The sequence below is a fragment of the Caldicellulosiruptor sp. DIB 104C genome (genome assembly GCF_028198085.1).
GTDB lineage: Bacteria > Bacillota > Thermoanaerobacteria > Caldicellulosiruptorales > Caldicellulosiruptoraceae > Caldicellulosiruptor > Caldicellulosiruptor saccharolyticus.
Genome location: NZ_CP116337.1, coordinates 17,911 through 37,659, shown reverse-complemented (window position 1 = coordinate 37,659; position 19,749 = coordinate 17,911). Strand labels below are relative to the sequence as shown.

Sequence of the window (19,749 nt, the reverse complement as noted above, 5' to 3'; positions counted from 1 at the left end):
AACTATCTTCTTTATCTTCCTTCTTTATCTTCGTCATTAATCTTTATTAGTCCTTTGTCATAGTTGTAGTCATGTTTATCACTCAAATATATACCTGATAACCATCGCTTAAATCTTTGTTTCCATTTATTATCCATTTCAACCTCGGCTATAAGTTTTTTATAAGCTAATTCGAAGTTTGCTGAATAAAAATACATAACAACATATTTAGATAACACACTTTTCTTAAATTGTGTAAAGAGCAATCTTTTATTTTTATCATCATGCTCTACTGACTTTATAAATTCTTCAGTATCCTTCTTAAAATCTTCAAACTTGTTTTTAGTAATAATTTGCACGTCAGAAATATCTCTGAATATTCTTTCTGCTTCAACCTTTCTTTCAGACATTAAGCCACTGTTCAAAATATAAAGCGTATTGTAAAAGTCTTTTAAATAATCACCATCTTCTTTCAGGCTCGAATAAAACAATGTTACCAAAATGTACTTATCATATTCTGACAATTCAATTTCCATTTTATCTAATGTTTTCAACCAATCGGAATTAGAAAGGAGATACTTATAAACACTTTCTTTATTCTCATCTTTACTCTTTTTACTTTTCTTGCCACTGCTTTGCCTATTTGAAATCAAATCAGTAAATTCATCTGTAAAAAGTTTTTCAATTTCATTATTATTAAATTTTTGTTTAGTAATCTTATTAAATAATTCCTCCAAACTATTTTGGGTATTCTTTAGCTTCCATAACCATGCAAGTGAAAGTATAATAAGTTCTCTTGAATAAACTCTGTGTCCCCCAGATTGTAAATTATTATTGTTAAATATAAATACATTTACATTTACTTCACTATGTTCTTTTTCAAAAGCTTTAAATGGTTTATCTAAATTAAACTTATTGTTGTTACCTTTATTAATAACTTCTCCATCTTTATAAAAATATCTTCTTAAAACTCTCCCCATTCTTTGTACCAGACAATCAAGAGGACACATTTCTGTATATAAAATATCAGCATCAATGTCTAGAGAAGCCTCAACTACTTGGGTTGCAACAAGTATTTTGCCAACATCTTCGGTTTTAGGATTCTTAAACTTGTTGTTTATATAGTCAAATTCTTTATTTTCTCTATCTTTTAACGTATATCTGGAATGAATAAGAAAAATTCTTTCTTTCAATTGTTCATCTGCACTATTTTTCAATTTATCATACACACTCTGCGCAAAACCTACAGTATTCAATATTACAAGCACTCTTTTGTTATCTTTTGCTTTTTGTAAAACCTCTCTAATTATTTCATCAGGAATATCAAATTGTTTATCTTTTGTTTCAATTAAGTTCAATCTTATCTTGTGTTTGTAAAGTTTACTGAATGCATCTTTTTCTTTTTCATAAATGTTTACAAAATTTACCTTTTTACAAAAGTCAGGAATTACATCTTTTAAATAATCTATTACAAACTTTGGCATAGTAGCAGTCATTAAAAGAAATTTCCCACCCATTTTGTGTATCCATTCTAAAAATTTTACAATTATAGCGCAGGCTTTTGGTGAATATGCCTGTATCTCATCAATTGCAATTCGTGAATAGGAAAGAGAAACAAATATCCTTTCAAATCCAGGAGGCCTCAATGCATATGGGAAAAACTGGTCGCCTGTTGAGACTATTACAGGATATGATAGTTGTTTTGCAAGTTCATACAACTTTATTGAACCAGTTTCATCAGAACTTTTATCCAGCAAATATACATCAGCATCCGAATGCAAAAGCCCTGTCTTATTACACCCAAATGCATTTTTAGCTCTTTCAAAAGTGTTATTTACTGAGGCTCTTAGTGGTAAAGTGTAAAAAAGCTTTTCTCCTGATGACCATAAAAACGCAAACTCTGTTTTGCCATAGCCTGTTGGTGCTATTAGAATAGTGTTTTTTTCTGAACACTTCTCTAATTCTTTGAATTGCCAAGCATTATCTCCAATTTTACTTGAAATAGTTTTAACTATATATTCCCTTTCTGGTGCATTAATTTCAACATTTTCTAACTCTTCTTCCGTTTCCTCTTCTTCACACCACGAAGCAAAATGGTCACAGCGTTGCAAAACTCCCGATATAAAAATCCATTCTTTTTTGACTTCACCCCTGAGTGGATGATAGTCAAATTTGTATGGAGGCACTGCTAAATTTACAAAAAGTCTATGACTTAAAATAGCTTTTAGCCATGTTATATTAACATCAATTAATTCTTTATATTCATCATAACTTGAAATTTTACCGAATTCTTTGTCAAGATTTTCCTTTAATTCATCTTTCCATTCATAAATTACCTTTTCACACACCTGTTTCAATTGCTTATTCTCTAAAGAAATTATTTCGTCAAAATTATCTTTCCAATGGTGGTACGCAATTGCTGAAATTATATAATTTAAATATTCTTCACTATTTAACTTTTCCTTTAGTTTGTCTATATTAATCCAAAAAACAGAAAATAATGAATGTGGAATTTCATAAACTACATCCCTTGGATAATATCCAATATTACCTAAAGCTTTTATTTGAAAAGATGGCAACACTTTCCCTAAATCATGAAAAAATATTGCAATTTCAGCCGCATTCAAGATAAATTGATTATCTGAAAATTTCTTTTTAAAAAACTCAAAAACCTTTAGCACATCAGAGACATGATTTGATAAAGTAACTCTTTTGTTATTATTTTTCTCATTCACTGACTTTGCCCAAATTTCACTCATCTTTATCCTCCTCAAAGTCAGCTAAAAATACAGGAATATTATCCTCTGTATCAAAATAAGCAACAATATCACCAAAATCTCCATTATTTAGTTTTGCTTTGATACACCTAAAGTTTCTAACTCCATTCTGAATTTTATAAAAAGAGGTCATGTTGTAAGCCAAACCATTAACCTTTTTAAAGTCAAAATTACCATCAAATCCGAAAACTTTTTCAGGAACCCAGAAGAAATTTTTATAGTTTCCATTAATTTTATCAATTATTAGATTAACATAACTTATATCTTCAATTACTATCCAGTCTTCAGCTCTGCCTAAATGCATAACAGAAGTTTTATTGACAGGATTTTCAAAACTACTTTTTATAACCTCCAAGAATTCTTTGTCACAATGATACAAATAAATTAAAATTCTTGCATTATGCAAAACATCGACAATACATGGCATCTGCCCACCTATGTGTTCAATGTGCCCACCAACATATCGATTTGTTATTGAACCAAACCTTCCAATATGACTTTCTGCCTTCAGGTTTCTCAACCAAAAGTATTCTTCAACTTTGGTTTCAAAGTTTCCACAAACTCCTATTTTAATTTGTTTCAATTTGTGATACAAACAGTTACAGTTGTCCTTTACACATGGTTCCTCTTGTCCTGGCAAATTTTTAATACCAAGAATATTCGCTATCAAACCTAATACCGTTGAATAAGGTGGAATAGGGTAAGTATGCCTTCTTTGATAACTAAATGGTATTCTAAAGTGTGCTTGCGGCTGATATATCTTTATTTTTAAAGCATAAATAGAATTTTTAGTTTCTTTCATTTCTCTTCCCTTCCTGATTATTCGCCTATGGATGGACTACTTGTGGTATATTCATCATCCAAGACTTTTAAAAACTCATCCCAATTTTCGGTTACCTCAAACTTGCCCAAATTGTTTTTATTGAAAATCAATTCTTCCTTTCTTTCTACCTGCATTCTTTCACAATCCATCAAAAATACTTTGTCTACTATCCAGCTATTTTTTAAACAATCATTAACACCTATAACTCTGCATTTTTTTACACCTGAAACTGGTTCTATCTCAATATATGGGTGAAATACTGGCGAAGGAACTTTTACATAACCTGCAATCAAAAATAGTGGCACTAAAGTATTTGCTTCTCCACTTGACTGAGCATAAAGTCCATCTTTAATAGCTTCAAGGATTTGTTTGATACGGGTTAGTTTTTCTTCTTTATTGATTTCAAAAACTATTTTATATTTTGGCCTTTTACCAACTAATTCTATTTTGTCATATCTAATAATACCTTTCTCAACCCTATATACTCTTTCATCAAGTTGTTCAATATATGATACTTGCTTTGTTTTATCTTCTGAAAGTATAATCTTTATAATTCCATCTTCAACTTTTGGCTCATTTTCAACAATCCATTCATCCTTACCCAATACATCTGCATCTATAGTAAAACTCAATTTATAAAAAGATATATGTTCTTCTTTGCTATATGGATTAGGTGACATATCATCAATACCTTGTTTAATTCCTCTATTAACAAGATCATGGTTTGCATAAAAAGACATATCTCCATAATATAAATTTAATCCTATAGCTTTTGTTATTCCCAAGGGTGCTTTTCGAGTAATTGAGGCTTGTCCTTTTATAGTATACATATATCCAAATGCGTCAAGCTCTGGACTTGACAAAATATCATCCTTTGTTACATCAAATTGGATAACTTTTGTTTCATCCTGTTGTTTAGTTACAGTTACAAAAGTCTCTTTCCATCCAAATCCTTTTTTTAATGTTTCAAAGAGATAATGTCTTATTCCAGGTTTGCCTATATAACTTACTGTTTCTAAATCTCTTTTTAATTTCTTAATGGATAATATATTACCACCAATTTTTTCGTCTCTGTTCAAAGCCCAAGCTTCAAAAATAGCTGTTACAGTTACATGCCTTATGTAACTTTTTTCATTAAAATACATCTCTTAACCCTCCTTATTTTTTTCCATTTCTTTACCTAACAGAGCACTTAAAAATGAATATACCATTACTTTAAAGCCTTCAACAGAATACTTTGGATTAAAAGCTTTAACAAAATTTTTGCCAACTTCTTCTTGTGCATTTACAAATTCTCTTAGAATAATATGAAAAACTTCTTCCCTCTTTCCTAACCTTGTTAATTCAAGGACTCTAAAAGTTATTGCTTTGGGAACTTTTTTTTCTTTATCAAAAAACCTCTCATAAACTTTGCTATTTCTTAAACTTTCTCCATACCATCTTAGCCATTCACAAAGCTCACTAATATTCTGTAAAGAGAATTCCTTATACAAACCCCAAAGCTTAATTTTATCTTCTCCTTTTGCGTTATTTACTGCCCATTCTAATATTTTTTCCAGCTCAAACCCAAGTTTTTTATAAGAGCTAACTGCCTGTGCAAATGTCTTAAATTCAATTTGATTTTGTAATATTGCTTCTTCTAAAGTTTTCTTAATCTCATCAAAATTAAATTTTTCATTCATATCAGAGCCTCCTTTTTTGTTTTTTCCATTATCAATAAATAAAGTTCAAAAAGTTTTTGAGATATTTTTACTAAATCACTCTTTTCTTTAACCAACTGAAAATAATGAGCAATAAACTTATCATCTTCATCTGACTTGTCATTTTTAGCTTTGTTACTTTCTTTTGATAGTTTTTTCAAGGCTATCTTAAAAACCTTTTCTCCAATTTCCATAATTCTTTCATAATTTTGACTTAAAACTAAATTTAAAATACTTGTTTCTCCGATTTCAGTCAGTATGCTTGAAATTTTGCGATTTAAAAGTAATGAAATTACCTCATGAGGTAAGCTATAAAACCCTATTTTATAATATTCTTTCTTTCCTTTAATCCTAATCTTTAATTTACTAACCACTTCTATGTTCATCATTGTCCATTTCCCAAGCTGAATATTTGTTTTTAATGCCATCTCCATTACAGACATTCCTAATAACCTTCTTACTCTATCTGTTTTTACTTTCTCGTTAATAGCTTTGATATACTTATTCAAATACCACATAACTTGAAATGATGGGGCATTTATAAAAATTTCCCAACCATCTTCAAGTTGAGTAAGCGCTAAATGATGATGAATGATAAAATATGAACATATGGGACAGATTCTTAACGATGCACTATTATTCCAGAATGAGTTTGGAAATTCTCCTGCCGAAGCTCCTAATAATGAAGAATGCATTAAGTCAAATTTGAAAAGTCTTTTTTCTAGTTTGCTGGTTTCCCTTGGTTCTATGGCTCTTTCAATTCCGCAAAAATCACATCTATAAGTAATTTTATTATTAGTCACAGAAAATAAATTTAGTAAAAAAGTTATAAATTCTTTTCTATCTCCTTGTTGCACTAAGTTCTGGTAGGGCATGTTTTTCGAAAATAATTTATTAAAAGCTCTCACAAGTTTATATCCAAATTCACCCATCCTATCATAATATTCTTTTAACTTCTCACTATTACTATTTTTCCCCAACCACTCTTCAATATCTTCATGTTCAGTTAAATACTCTACATAGTAAACCAAAGATTTAGGTATATCTTCTTTAACTATTTTGACAGGGTCAAAAATTGCTTTATCTATAGTTAAGCCACCATCTTCATTTAACCAACTTTCAATTACATCTTCACCTAATCTCCTTGAAATAACATTTAAAAATCCAATCACCGAAGCATTATAAAGCCAATTTCCTGGATACAATATGAGCTTATCCATTTTTTCTCACCTCGCCACCTCAATAAACCCAAAACCTTGTGCACGCTTAAATCCCATGCCGTTTTGATACAGTTCTTTTAAATCTTCTGGGGCTCCTGATAGTTCAAATAACCCAGAAAATCCTGTCAAAAACATTATATCTTTGCCCGTTTTTTTCAACAAATTCAGAAATTCTATGTTTTACAACAGTCTTTTGAATATTTATTGGTCTGAAAACCAACCGTTTTTGCAGTCCTTTGTTTTGTCCTCTCAAAAGACGAATATTTCTTATCTCAAAGTCAACAATATCGTTGAAAATCTCTTCAAATCCTTCATCAAAAGGCAAAACTGGCACCTTTTTGTTGCCTTCTTTTTTCTCAATTAAAATTGGAGCAAATGTTTTGAAGGTCATTTTTGAGTCAAACTTTTCTAGTTCCCTTACCAAATACGTTTGCTTAAGCGTAATCTTGCAGCTGTCTGTTAAAGGGTATGGATAGAGACGATTGTTGAGTAAGCTATTGTACATGTTTACAAAAAACTCATAGTCAGATGTGGAAAGATTAAGCAAAATTTCTCCTCTGAAAGAAACAGTATTATCTTGGAAGTTCATATTTGGAAGATTTATAACAAAGACAAAAGGTTTTTGCCACTTATTCTTTTTTTCACCCCACCACTAAATTCTATCAAAGTAGTCTTTGTCATACAGCGAAAGTGCTCTTTTTAAAAAGCTTATGAAAATAGTTCTGTAATAGACAGGAAGATTATGTACCTCACTTTGATTTTTACTCACTTCAAAAATGAACTTTGCTCTCACGTGTAATATCCTACCTTTTTTTAATATTCGCATCAGTTTTTTATTAAATATTATATTTCAACATTAATTGTTAAAATCCTTCTTTATTTTCGAAAAATTTTTAAATTTTTAGACGCTTGACAGATAGTTTATTGCTTCAAGAAACAATAAAAAAGCTGCCGTATCAAGGCAGTATTAGTTTGAATTGTATTTAGTTCTGCAAAATCTTCTTTTCAACCTTTTTAAAATACTTCAAAAGCTCCTTTTCATACTCCTTATATTCCTTTTTTGTATTAGAATCTTAGCTTTTTGCAAAAACGCTCAAGATGAGCGTTATCAAGCTCTTAAAAATCTTTAAAAAAGTCTTCCTTCCTCTTCATAGATAGTGTAAAATAAACTGCGCAAAAACATACTTTCTATAAGGAGGAAGATAAAATGTTCAAAAACCATAACAAACAATTATCTTTTCTTGACCTCTACGAGCATGTTAAAAACATTGCTCTCAACAATCCACAAAATTTACTGGGCTTTTTCAGCAACTTCATTGACTTAAACCAGTTCATACCTCAGTCCTTCTTCAAAGTCTACTACAAACACTTCGGAAAACAAAGAGATTTCTCTTTGCAATCTATGCTCTGCGCTCACTTCAACCAAAAAATCTTCAAGCTCTCTACACTAATACAACTGCGCGCTATATTATTCAATTCCTACGAACTCAGAATCTTCTGCAACTTTAATAAAATTCCTTCCATCTCCACTTTCTCAAGATTCAGAGAGACTTGTCAAGAATTTTGTGTATCCAATTCATAGCGTAAATTGAAGAGTTGTAAGATTTCGTAAGTGTAGTGTCTAATAAGAGGTACTCCATTTTTCCATTTACCTCGCTTAAAGTTCTCTCTTTGAAAATAAATATTAATCTCAAGAATCTCTGTTGATTGAAAATATCCGCCCGATTTCATTCCTATCTTTTCAATTATACTATTTATGCTCTCTACTGCCTCAGTTGTGTAAATATGCTTTCTAATCTCCTCAGGATAATTTATATGAGCAAAGTAAAACTCAGCTTTTTCTAAAAGTCCTTTTAAAAAGCGAGGATATTTAGGAAGGTATTCATTGCAAAGTTGATTGAATCCAGAGACAGCTTCATCAACATCAGAAGAAGATAATCTTATTTTATCTAATTCTTTATTGAATTTTGAACTATCCTCTTTTGTCATATGTCGTTTTACATTACGTTGCAGGTGGACAAAAGCAAACTTAAGGTCAGCTCAAGAGCAAGCGATTTTGACAGCATCTATTATACCAGGGAAGTCATCGCTTACAATTATTAAGACTTTTTTAAGACCTCTGTTGATTAAGTCTTCAAAGACTTTCATCCAATCAGCTTTGTTCTCTTTGCCAAAGAAGGTGTAAATGCCAAAGATATCTTTTTTGCTATCTAAAATCGATGCCGAGAACAACATAGCAGGTAGCCTGTTTGACTTTTGAATTGTCCCTGATTTCACAGTGGTAGCCATCAATTTAAAGTAGCGAAGGCATTTTCGAGCAACTCACGTTGTTTAAAGAGCTGGAGTTCGTTTTTAAGGTCATTTTTGATTTTAGATATTTCCTCCTCTGAGTAAGGTAAGTCAAGGTTTTTAAGGGTTTGGATTAGCAAGCTCTCGGAGTAACCATTAGCAACTAAGGACATAAGCAAATCGGTGTAAGACGGATCGACTCTTTTATATGGCTGAGGCAAGACAGAGGGACGGAAATTGCTGGTCCTTGTTCGTAGTACAGAAAGCTCAAGGTTACCTACTGGAGTACCAAGCATGCGTTTATAAAAGCCATTGCCTTTATCATTTTGATTTTTTTCGAGGTAGATTCTTCGTTCTGATAACATAATGCAGCTTAACAAATGTTCTAATAGTTGTTTGAGAGCTGGGCGATTAGGATCATCTGGAGAGCAGTACATGTTGAGTACTTGCTCAATTGCCATGTTCTTAGCTGTTTCAAAAATGATATCTTTTTCTATTGCAATCGTCCTCCTTCTAATTTTCATTATATTTTCATTATACAGTGGACACAATTTTATTTTAACTCCCTTTCACACTGGGATAATACAGTATTAGAAGCAGTGAATGTAAAGATAAAGGGATGCAGTACGGAAGGGCATGTAAGTCATGTATTAGCTGAGAGGATAAGTTCAAGACCAAGGGGATGAAGCGAAGATATAGCAGAGACCATGGTAAAGCTATTGAGTTTAAAATACAATGGTTTTAAGATTATGGATGTATATTTGGATAGGATAAAAGCAAAGAAGAGTGAAAGGAGAGAAGTTAAAGAAATAGCAGAAGGTATTATAAAGAACGTGAGGAAAGTAATAAAAGGCGTGGAAAAGTGGAATAATATACCAGTTATAGCAAATGGTAAAGTTAACCAGTTGCGAAGGACGTTAAAATCTTTGATTAGTTGTGACTTCTATAATGCAGGTGTATTCTAATAAAAAATTTTTCCTACAAACTCTTGACACTATCGAATTTGGTAACTGCCCTTGTCAAAACTCAAAATATGTCCTATAATAAATAAAGGTGAAAGCAAAACAAAGAGGCGGAGAGATGGCCGAGTGGTCGAAGGCGCACGACTGGAAATCGTGTGTACCCCCAAAAGGGGTACCGAGGGTTCAAATCCCTCTCTCTCCGCCATTTTTATTTTTATATCAGTAAACAAGAATGTATGTTTTGGTTTACTATTTATTTGTGGTGTGGTATCATATATAACATAGTGTCACTAACATTGTCATGATTGGAGATGAATACAAAATGCTAAACTTTCTTCAATCAGTTCAATTTGCAAAAGAAATTGAAAAGAAGATAATAGAATATGAGCAGGATATTGATATTAGTGAAGCAACTATGCTTTACGAAATTGCAAAGCATGACTTTGATCTTGTGAAAAACCTTGCAGATACAATTAAAAGGTATTATTTTAAAAACAATATTGAACTGTGTTCAATTTATCCTGCCAAGGTGGGAATGTGCACAGAAGATTGTAAATTTTGTTCTCAATCTATTTATCATAGTTGCAAGATTGAAATAAAAGACGTGGCATCAGTTGACGAGGTTATAGAATATTTGGAAGATATTATCGCTTTTCCTGTAAAAAGATTTTCCTTAGTCACAAGCGGTGGAGAGCTTAATGACTTTGAATTCAAAAGGATTATAGATATTATTTCTTACATTTCAAAAAATTACGATATCCACCTATGTGCTTCTTTAGGTTTTCTCACAAAAGAAAGAGCAAAAAAACTCATGTTAGCAGGGGGTACAAGGTACCACAACAATTTAGAGACATCAAGTACATATTTTAAAAATATATGCTCAACTCATACCCAAGCACAAAAGATTGAGACTTTAAAGATTGCAAAAGAGACAGGTCTCGAAATTTGCAGTGGTGGAATAATTTCAATGGGTGAGGATATGAGTGAGAGAATTAAGCTTGCATTTGAGCTGAGAGAATTAAAGGTTGATTCTGTTCCTATCAACATATTAAATCCAATAAAAGGCACACCTTTTGAAGATATGAAGATCATGGACCAAAATGAAATTTTTATCACCCTGGCACTATTTAGAATTGTACTACCAAGGAAGACCATTCTACTCGCAGGCGGGAAAGAAAATGCACTAAAGGATATGGAAAAGATAGCATACAAATGTGGTATAAACGGTTGCATGGTCGGAAACTACCTTACAACACAAGGGATGGGAATAAAAGAGAAGGTAGAGATGTTAGAGAGTTTAGGCTTAGAAGTTTAAAGTAATGTCCAAAAGCTTAACTATTAAGTATTGTTGTTTAAAGGGGCTATCCCTGTTCTTTTCGGATAGTCCCTTAAGTTTTGTTTTTATTTAGTACATCTACAGTCCAAAAAATTGATTTATTGCTTCAAGAGTATTCCTAACCATAAAATCAATTTCATCTTTTTCAATAACAAAGGGGGGCATAAAATATATGACATTTCCAAGAGGACGAATAAGCAACCCTTTCTTCAAAGCAGTTTTATAAATGTGGTATCCCACTCTCTTTCTCCAATCAAATTCCTTTTTAGTAGCCTTATCTTCAATAAGCTCAATTGCTCCGACAAATCCAAATTGCCTATACTCACCCACAAACCTATGGTTATCAAAAGTTTTTCTGGCAACTTCTTCAAGGTAGGTCGCTTTTTCATTTATTTTCTTGAGGATATTGTATTCCTCAAAGATCTTTAATGATTCTAAAGCAACGGCACAAGCAAGAGGATTTCCGGTATAGCTATGACTATGCAAAAATGCTTTTAGTTCCACATAATCAGCATAAAACGCATCAAAAATTTCTTGAGTTGTAAGTGTTACTGCCAACGGCATATACCCAGCAGTCAAGCCTTTTGACAAACATAAAAAGTCTGGAGTTATCCCTGCATGTTCACATGCAAACATCTTTCCTGTTCTACCAAATCCAACAGCTACCTCATCTGCAATGAGATGAACATCATAGCTGGTGCAGGCCTCTCGCAATAGCTTTAAAAATTTAGGTGGGTAAATTTTCATACTACCTGCACATTGGATAATTGGCTCAATTATCACAGCACAAATCTCTTTATGGTGCTTTTCTAAAACCTTTTCTACTTCTTCAAAACATTCTACATTACAATCATAACGTGTTTTGTTATATTTACATCTAAAACAATCAGGACCTTGAATTTTTATGGATTCCTTCATAATGGGTTTATATATCTTTGAATACAGATCTATACTTCCAACAGACAATGCCCCTAAGGTTTCTCCATGATATGAATTTGTAAAACATGCAAACTTGAGCTTTGTATAATTCCCCTTCTGTTGATGATATTGAAAACTCATCTTAAGAGCAACTTCAACAGAGGTTGAACCATCGTCAGAAAAGAATACTTTTTTCAATCCTTTTGGTGCTATCTCAATTAGCTTTTGAGATAATTTTATAGCAGGTTTGTGTGAAAAATTTGCAAATATTACATGCTCTAACCTATCAACTTGTGATTTGAGAGCATCATTTAATCTTTTGTTGCAATGCCCAAAAAGATTTGTCCACCATGAAGAAATTGCATCAAGGTATCTATTACCTTCAACATCGTATAGCCATACCCCCGAGCCCCTTTCTATAACGACAGGCGGTAGCTCTTCATAATCTTTCATTTGTGAACAGGGATGCCAAATATACTTTAAATCTCTTTGTTGCTATTCATTTAACATTCAAAAACCCCCATTATCTTCATTATTGCCCTATCATCAAAGCATTTTTTAAAAACATTTTTAAATTTATTCTCATCTACATCACTTGGAAAATTATTTATAAAGTCTACTTTGGCTAATATTGGAATATTGGTAAACTTTGCTATTGTATTTATTACTTTATCTTCATCAGGTTCATTCTCACACATATTCACTATAATCCCCTTTAAACAAAGTCCGTAAGCTTTTGCAAATTCAACTGTCAAGAGAGTGTGATTAATTGTTCCTAATTTTGTTGTGGTAACTAATATAACATTGTTGCAAATTTCCTTTATCAATTGATATTGCATATAAAATTGGTTTTTCTCTTCTTTCAGTGGCACTGCCAATCCACCACAACCTTCAATTACTACGAATTCATAGTTATGTGATAAATCTTCAAAGGTTTGTTTTATTTGATTAACATTAATATCAATATTTTCATCGCTTTCGGCTATATGAGGAGAGGTTGGTTTTTCAAATATAAATGGTGTGAGTCTGTAAATATCCCCCTCTATTTTTGCAAAATTAACTACAAATTCTGTATCTTGAGGTATTAGCTTCTTTCCACTTTTTTTAGCCCCACTTAGTACTGGCTTGAAATATCCTATGTTATATCCTTTTTCTTTTAAAGCCCAACAGAGTCCAGCACATATAAATGTCTTTCCGACATCAGTATCTGTTCCAATAATGTAAACAACCTTCATTCTCTCCCTCTCCTTGGATAAACTATTCTTTGATTTCTTGTAAATATCCTAGATTTATAAGTAAAATTTTTTCTAACATTGGTTTTAATCTTTTTGCAACAATGGAAGGAACAATGCATAAAAATATATCTCCAGGCACACATACTAAAAATCCCCAGTATAAAGCCCAACTAATTGTTTTCGGCATTTTTAGATAAAAGTTGTAAATCACATACAGATAACTAACACCTAAAGAGTATACAACAAACAAACCACTCAGCGAACCTATAAGGTTTAAGCTTATACTTCTACCCTGTTTCAAATGAGATATATAACCAGCTATATATGCACACAATATAAACCCAATAAGATAACCAAAGGTCGGCTTAAAAATATACAATGGACCTCCACCCTCTGCAAAGATTGGAATACCAATAAGCCCCGTTGCTACATAAACAACCTGTGACAGTGCTCCAAGTTTAGGACCTAAGAGAAGTCCTGCTAATACACAAAACAGAAGCTGAAGAGTAAATGGTACATAAGGAATGGGAATTTTTATATAGGCTCCTACAGCAGTCAAAGCTGCAAAGAGAGAAACCAAGCAAATATTTTTTGTACTCACAGAATTGACCTCTCCTTTCTGTTTTGTCATTCAATGTCATCTTTCCTTTATTATATTTTTCGGATTGAGATTTGTCAACCAATTTTGAAATAATGGTTTACTAATCAGATAAAAAAATAGTCAAATAAAATATATACTGAACAATTTTCTACTTTCAATTATTTTAAAAGTTATAAAAACAAATCATTCTCCTTTGTAGCAATAAACTACTTGCACTTTTCCCAATTCCCTTACTTTCTCTTATACCATATCCTAATTCTGAAAGCTTTTCTATAACCCCTCTTTCTGCTTCACTTGAGCGTTTAAATCTTCTTCTCTTTGTGTTATTATCATCATAGACCAATAGCTTCAAACCTCCTGTGTATGGGTTTGTCTTTTCAACTAATATCACACATGGTTTGAAGCTATGGCTTTAATATTTTCTTATCCTGTTGCATTTAATTTTACAACAAACAAAGTTGACAAATATATTTAGTGAGAATATACTAAAGTTAGAAAGTACAACTTTCTAACTTTAAGAGGTGAGAAATGGTGATAGTTGAAATAAAGAAAAAGTCACAGGTGACAATTCCAGCTCAAATTCTGAAGAAGCTAAACTTGCGTGTAGGTGATTTATTACAAATAGAGGAGAAGGATGGTAGGATAATTTTAACCCCTGTAATAGCTATTCCAAAAGAGCAGGCGTGGTTTTATTCTGAGAAGTGGCAAAAAGAAGAAGCAACTGTAGAGAAGGAGATTCAGGAAGGCAAACTCTTGGTGGCTAATTCATTGGAAGAATTATTTGATGATTTGGGGTTGAGTGACGAATGAAGATTTACTACTCGCAACTTTTCAAAGAAAAAGTAAACAAATTGCCATCAGATGTAAAAAAGATACTAAAGAAAAAGTTAGAACTATTATTACAAAATCAATACCATCCTTTTTTGCGAACTAAAAAAATCCAAGGGACAAAAGATATATTTGAAACAAGCATTACGATGGGAATAAGACTGACATGGCAGTACAAAGAAGATGGAGTAATTATTAGAAATATTGGTGAACATGATAAAACTTTAAAAAATCCATAAACTTACCTGCTCATCTTCTATATAAAAATAACTTCAATATCGATGATCTTAAATGATTTTATATAAACAAAATAATTTATAGTCTCAATGAAGATAGCCCTGTTGTTTTTAAAGTTTAATCTGTTGTTGCAATCACAGGAATATATACCACTGATCTTTTATAATATATTGACAACTCCTAACTTTTCAATTAACATGTTTGATATAAAATTCATTGCATAAATGCAATCGTCAATTTTCATTGTAAATATGCAATACAAATAAAAAAACTAAATATTTGCAACAGGCCTTTTACCTATCAAGCAGGTGCTGCCATTTGGCGGCTTAATAGGGAAAGCGGTGAAAATCCGCTGCAGCCCCCGCTACTGTGAGCACTGACAAGCCCTCAATAAACCTTTGCCACTGGAAGGTTGGGTTCCTCTCCTGAAAAGTGGAGCTTGCCTTCTGGGAAGGCCAAAGAGGGCTTTGGATGAGGTGCGAGCCAGGAGACCTGCCTGCTTGAGATGCCTTGTGCTGTCTTCGGTGGGAAGTACAGTCAAGGTGGTAAAGACCAAAGGGGGTATTTTGTTCTTTTTAAAGCCCCTGCCATACCTTATTTTTAAAAGCTTTTCTGCTTCTTTAAAAAAGAATCTTAAAAGCACAAGCTTTTTGAAAATGGTAGTAATGGGTCTTTACTGCCTTGACGCAATTTGTGCCTTTTTGACGGCAGTAAAGGCCCATTTTGTTTTTGGCAGAAGTAAAAATTTTTAGTTAGGAGGTTGAAAGTGTAAGATGATTTCAGTTATTGGTTTTCCAAGAATAGGCCAGAATAGAGAACTTAAAAAATGGGTTGAGAGCTATCTTGACAAAAAGCTTTCAACACAAGAGCTTATCCAAAATTCAAAAGAGTTGAAAAAGACTCACTGGCAAATTCAAAAAGAGTATGGGGTGGACTTCATACCATCAAATGATTTTTCATTTTATGACACCTTTTTAGACCATGCAATGCTGGTAGGCTCAATACCTGAGGAATACAAAGCAGTTTTTTCTGATGAGCTTGAGCTCTACTTTGCACTTGCAAAGGGATATCAAGACCAGAACATTGACCTTAAAGCTTTGCCAATGAAAAAGTGGTTCTTTACAAACTACCATTATCTTGTGCCTGAAATCACTGAAAAGACCAAATTTGAGCTCTCGTCGACAAAACCTTTTGACGAATTTGTTGAAGCACTCTCTATAGGAATTAAGACAAAACCTGCAATACTTGGTGCTCTTACTTTTCTAAAACTTTCCAAAAAATCAAATGTTGATATGTATGACAAATCTTTCTGGAAAAAGCTGCTTGATGTATATATTCAAATACTAAAAAGGTTTGAAGATCTCGGCTGTGAGTTTGTTCAAATAGATGAACCGATACTTGTGGCAGACTTGAGTACAAAAGACATAGAGCTTTTTGAAAGTTTCTACCGAAGCCTTCTTTCTCACAAAGGAAATCTAAAGGTACTTCTTCAGACCTATTTTGGAGATGTCAGAGACTGCTTTGAAAAGATAATCTACCTTGATTTTGACGCAATTGGACTTGACTTTGTTGATGGAAAGTTCAATTTAGAACTGATTAAAAAATTTGGTTTCCCACAGGAAAAGCTCCTTTTTGCCGGGGTTGTAAATGGTAGAAATGTGTTTAAAAATAACTACAAAGATACACTTGAGCTTTTAAATATGCTCTCCTCCTTTGTTGACAAGAAAAACATTGTAATTTCAACATCGTGTTCTTTGCTCTTTGTGCCATACTCCTTGAAGTTTGAAACAAATCTTGACAGCAATAAAAAGAAGTTTTTAGCATTTGCTGAAGAAAAGCTAAAAGAGCTGTCTGAGCTAAAGCTTTTATTTTCTCAAGAAAACTTTACTGCAAGCAGCATCTATCTTCAAAATGCTCAGCTTTTCGAAGAGCTGAATAAAAATAAACTATCAGATGTCAGCACAGCTGTAAATAATCTTACAGACGATGACTTTGAAAGAAAACCATGTTTTGAGGAAAGAATCAAGCTTCAAAAAGAGGTTTTGAATCTTCCACAGCTTCCCACAACAACAATTGGGTCATTCCCACAAACCCAAGATGTAAGATCAGCTCGAAGCAAACTCAAAAAAGGCGAAATAACATTTGAAGAATATGACAGCTTTATAAAATCCAAAATTGAAAGGGTAATAAAGCTTCAAGAAGAAATCGGGCTTGATGTGCTTGTCCACGGCGAATACGAAAGAAATGATATGGTAGAGTTTTTCGGCGAAAACTTGGAAGGGTTTTTAATCACTCAAAACGGCTGGGTTCAGTCATACGGCACAAGATGTGTAAAACCTCCTATAATATTTTCTGATATTAAAAGAAAAAAGTCACTCACTGTGGAATATATAAAATACGCACAAAGCTTGACTTCAAAGCCTGTAAAAGGAATCTTGACAGGACCAGTTACAATTCTCAACTGGTCGTTTGTGCGTGAAGATATACCATTGAAAAATGTAGCTTTTCAGCTTGCTCTTGCAATAAAAGAAGAGGTTTTGGAGCTTGAAAAAGAAGGTGTAAAGATTATTCAGATTGACGAGGCAGCACTGATTGAAAAGCTTCCGCTCAGGCGCTGCCAGCACAGTGAGTATCTATCATGGGCAATAAAGGCATTTAAGCTCACATGTTCAAAGGTAAAACCACAGACGCAAATCCACACGCATATGTGTTACAGCAACTTTGACGAGCTTTTAGACGAAATAGCAAAGATGGATGTGGACGTTATAACTTTTGAGGCAGCTAAATCTGATTTTACCTTGCTTGACAGCATAAACAAAAGCAGTTTAAAAGCTGAGGTAGGTCCTGGCGTGTTTGATGTTCACTCTCCAAGGATTGTATCAAAGGAAGAGATGAAAAAGCTTATTTTAAAGATGATTGAAAAGGTTGGAAAAGACAGACTGTGGATAAATCCTGACTGTGGTCTTAAGACCAGAAAGGAAGAAGAAGTTTTGCCTACCTTGCAAAACATGGTTCTGGCAGTGTGGGAAGTTAGAAATAACTTATAGCAATCCTTCTTTCTCACATAAAAACATAAGAAGGCTGGGAAACGTTTTTTTAAAAAGTCCCAGCCTTCTTTTTTACACTTTTCTGCACTTTTTCCTGAACTGGTTGGGCGTCATATTGCAAAGTTTTGTGAAGCACTGGATAAAATAGTCAGTGTCGTTGTACCCAACTGCCTGTGAGATTTCGTATATCTTCATGTTGGTAGACATTAAAAGCTTTTTTGCTTCTTCTACGCGTACCTTTTGCAGATAAGTGTTGAAATACATACCATAATGTTTTTTGAAAAGTTGACCCAAGTACACAGGGTTTATATAAAACCTTTGTGCAACAGATTTTAATGTCAGGTTCTTGTTATAGTTTTCCTTTATATACTTTTCAAGCTCACTCATGATACCGTTAGATAGGCTAGTTTTCCAATGCCTAAACTTGTTTAGTATCCCTTCACAAAACTTTAGCATACTTTTTTCTATTTCCTCAACGTTTGAAAATCCCAGCCTCAAGTCTGAAAAGTACTCTATCTCATCTTCTAAATTGAGTCCTATCCTGCTAAAATAAGAGCTTATAGATACCACTACAAAGCTCAAATACGTCCTCAAAAAGTCAAGCTGATATTTTCCTTTCTTAATATCTTCCATCATTTCTTCAACTATCTTTTGTAAGTTTTGGTTATCCTCTTCGATAGCTAAAATAAGTTTTTTGTCATATTCTTTTGAATACAAAAGCTCTTTTGAATTGGGCAGGCTGCTACTATAAAATGTAATTCCTGTCTGATTGTAAAAAAGTACAAAGTTTAGAGAGTATGCTGCCTCGTAAATGGCATCAAAAAATTGAGTCCATTTTGAAATCTTTCTTGAAAAAGCAAACACAATCTCTGTTGCAAAGTCCACCATCTTTTTTATGCTCTGATATGCCTTTTTTATGTCTTCTTCAGATGTTGCAACTACGTAGTACTTGCCTTCAACCTCTGAAAATTCATACATAAGTCCTTCTTTTTTTAGCTGCTCAAAACACTCTTTTATCCTTGACAATATATTTTCTATTCTCTCATCAAAATAAAGACTAAGCCAGCTCGACATTTCTTTAAAATAGACTATTCCAACATAAACTCCATTTTCTATCTTGATGTTGCTACTTTCTATCGTTTCTTTAAAGCTTCTCTCAAGTGCAAGCAGGCTTCTGTCTTCTTTAATTAGCTCATTTTTTGAGATTTGATTTCACTTTAAGGAGCGTGTCAACAAGTTCTTCTTCTTCAACGGGCTTTAATATATAATTTACAACTCCATGCTGGATAGCTTTTTTTGCATACTCAAAATCTGCATACCCGCTGATGATTATCACTTCAGGCGGGTTTTTTATTTCCCTTTTAACCTTCTCGATAAGGTCAAGGCCACTTAAAAGCGGAATCTTGATGTCGCTGATGAGCACGTCAACCTGCATCTTTTTCATAAACTCAAAAGCAGAAGGACCATCTTCTGCCTCGCCCACTATTTCAAACCCAAGTTCTTTCCAGTCAATCAAGTTTTTTAGCCCTTCTCTCATAAATACCTCATCTTCAACTATCAACACTTTGTACAGCATCTTCAAAGTCCCTCTTGTTAGGAATTTTTATCACAACTTTTAATCCCCCAAGCTGCCCTCTTAATATGTCAAAGCTAAAATTTTTGCCATAAAACAGCTCAAGTCTTCTAAAAACATTTTTAAGCCCCACACTGCTTGCCTTGTCAGATGAAAGTCCTTTTATAGAACGCAGCAGTTCTGTTATTCTATCATCCTCTAAGCCTTTGCCATTGTCCTCAATG

At 33.0% G+C, this 19,749-nt stretch carries 16 protein-coding genes, 1 tRNA gene, 4 pseudogenes and 1 riboswitch; of the genes and pseudogenes, 7 read left to right on the top strand and 14 right to left on the bottom strand.

The window, feature by feature from the left end; translation table 11 throughout:
* Window positions 1-11 precede the first annotated feature (11 nt).
* From PGC14_RS00195 to cas6, 6 genes and pseudogenes are all read right to left on the bottom strand, one after another.
* Window positions 12-2,738, bottom strand: a complete 2,727-nt coding sequence (locus PGC14_RS00195) for a CRISPR-associated helicase/endonuclease Cas3 (protein WP_039767260.1) — start codon at window positions 2,736-2,738, stop codon at window positions 12-14.
* Complete coding sequence (gene cas5b / locus PGC14_RS00190) at window positions 2,731-3,558, bottom strand: type I-B CRISPR-associated protein Cas5b (RefSeq protein WP_011915922.1); 828 nt, start codon at window positions 3,556-3,558, stop codon at window positions 2,731-2,733. The genes PGC14_RS00195 and cas5b overlap by 8 nt, the downstream gene beginning before the upstream one ends.
* A gap of 17 nt (window positions 3,559-3,575) precedes the next feature.
* Window positions 3,576-4,724, bottom strand: a complete 1,149-nt coding sequence (cas7i, locus tag PGC14_RS00185) for a type I-B CRISPR-associated protein Cas7/Cst2/DevR (protein WP_039767263.1) — start codon at window positions 4,722-4,724, stop codon at window positions 3,576-3,578.
* Between the two features lie 3 nt (window positions 4,725-4,727).
* A complete protein-coding gene (locus PGC14_RS00180) occupies window positions 4,728-5,261 on the bottom strand; it encodes a hypothetical protein (protein WP_011915920.1) in 534 nt (177 codons plus the stop codon).
* The gene (gene cas8a1, locus PGC14_RS00175; RefSeq protein ID WP_011915919.1) at window positions 5,258-6,499 is read right to left on the bottom strand and encodes a type I-B CRISPR-associated protein Cas8b1/Cst1; all 1,242 of its coding nucleotides are present in this window, start codon (window positions 6,497-6,499) and stop codon (window positions 5,258-5,260) included. The genes PGC14_RS00180 and cas8a1 overlap by 4 nt, the downstream gene beginning before the upstream one ends.
* Before the next feature lie 6 nt (window positions 6,500-6,505).
* Window positions 6,506-7,292, bottom strand: a pseudogene (gene cas6, locus PGC14_RS13420) (CRISPR-associated endoribonuclease Cas6).
* A 414-nt stretch (window positions 7,293-7,706) separates the two neighbouring features.
* Between cas6 and PGC14_RS00160 the strand changes: the two are divergent.
* A complete protein-coding gene (locus PGC14_RS00160; RefSeq protein ID WP_408605205.1) occupies window positions 7,707-8,081 on the top strand; it encodes a transposase in 375 nt (124 codons plus the stop codon).
* Here PGC14_RS00160 and PGC14_RS00155 read toward each other — a convergent pair.
* Window positions 8,054-9,285, bottom strand: a pseudogene (locus tag PGC14_RS00155) (IS256 family transposase). The gene PGC14_RS00160 and the pseudogene PGC14_RS00155 sit on opposite strands and share 28 nt — an antisense overlap.
* A gap of 69 nt (window positions 9,286-9,354) precedes the next feature.
* Between PGC14_RS00155 and PGC14_RS00150 the strand changes: the two are divergent.
* The 3 genes and pseudogenes from PGC14_RS00150 to bioB form a co-directional block, all read left to right on the top strand.
* Window positions 9,355-9,753 (top strand): annotated as a pseudogene (locus PGC14_RS00150) (ISLre2 family transposase); the annotation flags it as partial.
* A 109-nt stretch (window positions 9,754-9,862) separates the two neighbouring features.
* Window positions 9,863-9,955: transfer RNA gene (locus PGC14_RS00145), tRNA-Ser, on the top strand.
* A gap of 117 nt (window positions 9,956-10,072) precedes the next feature.
* Window positions 10,073-11,065: a biotin synthase BioB gene (gene bioB / locus PGC14_RS00140; RefSeq protein WP_271629198.1), complete on the top strand. Its 993-nt coding sequence runs from the start codon at window positions 10,073-10,075 to the stop codon at window positions 11,063-11,065.
* Window positions 11,066-11,164: 99 nt separating this feature from the next.
* On the opposite strand, the pseudogene bioA reads toward bioB, so the two are convergent.
* The 4 genes and pseudogenes from bioA to PGC14_RS00120 all read right to left on the bottom strand — a co-directional run bounded on the left by bioA (window position 11,165) and on the right by PGC14_RS00120 (window position 14,192).
* Window positions 11,165-12,514, bottom strand: a pseudogene (bioA, locus tag PGC14_RS00135) (adenosylmethionine--8-amino-7-oxononanoate transaminase).
* The gene (bioD, locus tag PGC14_RS00130) at window positions 12,508-13,239 is read right to left on the bottom strand and encodes a dethiobiotin synthase (RefSeq protein WP_039766060.1); all 732 of its coding nucleotides are present in this window, start codon (window positions 13,237-13,239) and stop codon (window positions 12,508-12,510) included. The pseudogene bioA and the gene bioD overlap by 7 nt, the downstream one beginning before the upstream one ends.
* A gap of 22 nt (window positions 13,240-13,261) precedes the next feature.
* A complete protein-coding gene (locus PGC14_RS00125) occupies window positions 13,262-13,840 on the bottom strand; it encodes a biotin transporter BioY (RefSeq protein WP_271629197.1) in 579 nt (192 codons plus the stop codon).
* 163 nt (window positions 13,841-14,003) lie between these two features.
* On the bottom strand, window positions 14,004-14,192 hold the full coding sequence (locus PGC14_RS00120) for an integrase (RefSeq protein ID WP_271629196.1): 189 nt from the start codon (window positions 14,190-14,192) through the stop codon (window positions 14,004-14,006).
* A 176-nt stretch (window positions 14,193-14,368) separates the two neighbouring features.
* On the opposite strand from PGC14_RS00120, the gene PGC14_RS00115 reads away from it, so the two are divergent.
* From PGC14_RS00115 to metE, 3 genes are all read left to right on the top strand, one after another.
* The gene (locus PGC14_RS00115) at window positions 14,369-14,650 is read left to right on the top strand and encodes an AbrB/MazE/SpoVT family DNA-binding domain-containing protein (protein ID WP_271629195.1); all 282 of its coding nucleotides are present in this window, start codon (window positions 14,369-14,371) and stop codon (window positions 14,648-14,650) included.
* Window positions 14,647-14,907 (top strand): hypothetical protein, encoded by a 261-nt coding sequence (locus tag PGC14_RS00110; protein ID WP_271629194.1) that lies wholly within the window; start codon window positions 14,647-14,649, stop codon window positions 14,905-14,907. The genes PGC14_RS00115 and PGC14_RS00110 overlap by 4 nt, the downstream gene beginning before the upstream one ends.
* Before the next feature lie 287 nt (window positions 14,908-15,194).
* A riboswitch (cobalamin riboswitch) is annotated at window positions 15,195-15,419 on the top strand.
* A 259-nt stretch (window positions 15,420-15,678) separates the two neighbouring features.
* Window positions 15,679-17,952, top strand: a complete 2,274-nt coding sequence (gene metE / locus PGC14_RS00105; protein ID WP_271629193.1) for a 5-methyltetrahydropteroyltriglutamate--homocysteine S-methyltransferase — start codon at window positions 15,679-15,681, stop codon at window positions 17,950-17,952.
* Between the two features lie 72 nt (window positions 17,953-18,024).
* Here the strand turns inward: metE and PGC14_RS00100 are convergent, their stop codons facing one another.
* The 3 genes from PGC14_RS00100 to PGC14_RS00090 all read right to left on the bottom strand — a co-directional run.
* Complete coding sequence (locus tag PGC14_RS00100) at window positions 18,025-18,978, bottom strand: helix-turn-helix domain-containing protein (protein WP_271629192.1); 954 nt, start codon at window positions 18,976-18,978, stop codon at window positions 18,025-18,027.
* Between the two features lie 166 nt (window positions 18,979-19,144).
* A complete protein-coding gene (locus tag PGC14_RS00095; RefSeq protein ID WP_271629191.1) occupies window positions 19,145-19,528 on the bottom strand; it encodes a response regulator in 384 nt (127 codons plus the stop codon).
* Window positions 19,503-19,749, bottom strand: a 247-nt coding sequence (locus PGC14_RS00090) for a sensor histidine kinase (protein ID WP_422653031.1), incomplete at its 5' end; no start/stop codon positions are given. The genes PGC14_RS00095 and PGC14_RS00090, both read right to left, overlap by 26 nt.

Excerpts from the sequence above, each read along its gene's own strand:
- PGC14_RS00180 (WP_011915920.1), bottom strand. The coding sequence starts at position 5,261 with ATGAATGAAAAATTTAATTTTGATGAGATTAAGAAAACTTTAGAAGAA.
- cas7i (WP_039767263.1), bottom strand. The coding sequence starts at position 4,724 with ATGTATTTTAATGAAAAAAGTTACATAAGGCATGTAACTGTAACAGCT.
- PGC14_RS00110 (WP_271629194.1), top strand. The coding sequence starts at position 14,647 with ATGAAGATTTACTACTCGCAACTTTTCAAAGAAAAAGTAAACAAATTG.
- cas8a1 (WP_011915919.1), bottom strand. The coding sequence starts at position 6,499 with ATGGATAAGCTCATATTGTATCCAGGAAATTGGCTTTATAATGCTTCG.
- PGC14_RS00095 (WP_271629191.1), bottom strand. The coding sequence starts at position 19,528 with ATGCTGTACAAAGTGTTGATAGTTGAAGATGAGGTATTTATGAGAGAA.
- bioB (WP_271629198.1), top strand. The coding sequence starts at position 10,073 with ATGCTAAACTTTCTTCAATCAGTTCAATTTGCAAAAGAAATTGAAAAG.
- PGC14_RS00195 (WP_039767260.1), bottom strand. The coding sequence starts at position 2,738 with ATGAGTGAAATTTGGGCAAAGTCAGTGAATGAGAAAAATAATAACAAA.
- cas5b (WP_011915922.1), bottom strand. The coding sequence starts at position 3,558 with ATGAAAGAAACTAAAAATTCTATTTATGCTTTAAAAATAAAGATATAT.
- bioD (WP_039766060.1), bottom strand. The coding sequence starts at position 13,239 with ATGAAGGTTGTTTACATTATTGGAACAGATACTGATGTCGGAAAGACA.
- PGC14_RS00115 (WP_271629195.1), top strand. The coding sequence starts at position 14,369 with ATGGTGATAGTTGAAATAAAGAAAAAGTCACAGGTGACAATTCCAGCT.
- metE (WP_271629193.1), top strand. The coding sequence starts at position 15,679 with ATGATTTCAGTTATTGGTTTTCCAAGAATAGGCCAGAATAGAGAACTT.
- PGC14_RS00160 (WP_408605205.1), top strand. The coding sequence starts at position 7,707 with ATGTTCAAAAACCATAACAAACAATTATCTTTTCTTGACCTCTACGAG.